Below are 1,437 nucleotides of genomic sequence, written 5' to 3'. Positions count from 1 at the left end.
TGAACTGCTCCCCATTAGTTGGACTGAGAAATCAGTTACCTACTAGTGGGGAGCAGTTGTATGCGTGAACGTAGTTCGTTGTCGGCGGGACAGCGGGAAGAATTGGTGGCTCTTTTCGAGCAGGGTTGTAGTTATTGGGCTGCAGCTCATCATGTTGGTGTTGGTGTTTACCCAGTCCGTGCTTTGTTTCGTCGGTTCTTGCTCCATGGCAAGCTATGTCTTGTGGAAAAGCCTTCAAAGCAGCAGTACTCCTTCGAGATCAAAAAGGAAGTTGTCCAACGCCATCTAGCTGGCGAGTCGAAGATGGATCTGGCCCGTGAGTTTGGTCTGTCATCGGATCAAGTGGTCGGATATTGGTCGCGAAAATGGCGCACAGGCGGTGATGACGCGTTAAAGCTGAAACCGAAGGGCAGGCCTAAAGGTTCAGTTAAGCCGAAGGTGCTTACTGAAGAGGATAAGCTGCGTCGCGAAAACGAACGGTTGCGGGCTGAAAATGCTTATTTAAAAAAATTGCGGGACTTGAGGAACCAGGGACACGCCTGAAAGCCCAGGCGATCGTCATCCTCAAGTCACAACACCGCTTGGCAGATCTCCTCGCAGCGGCAGATATGCCGCGGGCGACATTCTTCTACCATCAAAAGCGACTCGATAAGCCGGATAAACATGCTGCGGTAAAGCAAGCAATCCTGGAAAGTTTCGAGGCCAACAAGCATCGCTACGGCTACCGGCGAGTGTTGCTGGACTTGCGCAACAAGGGCTGGGTGGTCAACCACAAACTCGTCTACAAGCTCATGCACCAGATGGGTCTTCGGGCCAAAATCCGTCAGCGCAGGCCTTATATTTCCTACACAGGAACTATAAGTCGCATTGCTGACAATAAGCTTGCCCGTAAATTCACTCCAGACAAGCCCAACACTGTCTTTGTCAGCGACGTTACCGAATTTAGGGTTGCAGGCCGCAAAGTGTATTTGTCGCCGGTAATGGATCTCTTCGACCGCTGTATTGTCGCTCACACCGTGGCTACATCACCGTCGATAGCGTTTACCGCCGAATCACTAACAAAGGCGATTGCAGCCTGTGCGCCGAAGCCTGGATGGATGATGCACACCGACCAAGGCATCCAGTACCAGCATACAACCTGGCGTAATTTAATCCACGACAACGGCGGTGTTCAGTCAATGTCGCGTAAAGCTAATTGTTACGACAACGCAGTAATGGAGAACTTTTTCGGACACTTAAAAACCGAGATGTACCACGGAGAAGTTTTTGGAACCGTCGAGGAATTCACCCAAGCTGTCGAAGACTACATCCAGTGGTACAACACCGAACGCATCCAACAACGACTCAAGGGCCTGACCCCGATGCACTATCGGAATCAGGCCCTTGAACCCCTAACCACCTAGAATTAAACCAGTCCAACTTTTGGGGGCTAGTTCA

At 51.0% G+C, this 1,437-nt stretch carries 1 protein-coding gene; it reads left to right on the top strand.

All coding sequences use genetic code 11. The annotated features are described in order from the left end of the window. Positions 1-60 precede the first annotated feature (60 nt). Positions 61-1,403, top strand: a protein-coding gene (locus tag QP990_RS12055) for an IS3 family transposase (protein ID WP_284799412.1) whose coding sequence is annotated in 2 segments (ribosomal slippage) — positions 61-502 and positions 502-1,403 — 1,344 coding nt in all. Because the reading frame shifts where the segments join, the coding sequence is not laid out codon by codon here. Positions 1,404-1,437 lie beyond the last annotated feature (34 nt).

The sequence above is a fragment of the Corynebacterium sp. MSK071 genome (assembly GCF_030232125.1).
GTDB classification, from domain to species: Bacteria; Actinomycetota; Actinomycetes; order Mycobacteriales; family Mycobacteriaceae; genus Corynebacterium; species Corynebacterium kefirresidentii.
The sequence above is the reverse complement of the archived record's forward strand: the minus strand, read 5'-3'. Positions and strand labels throughout refer to the sequence as shown.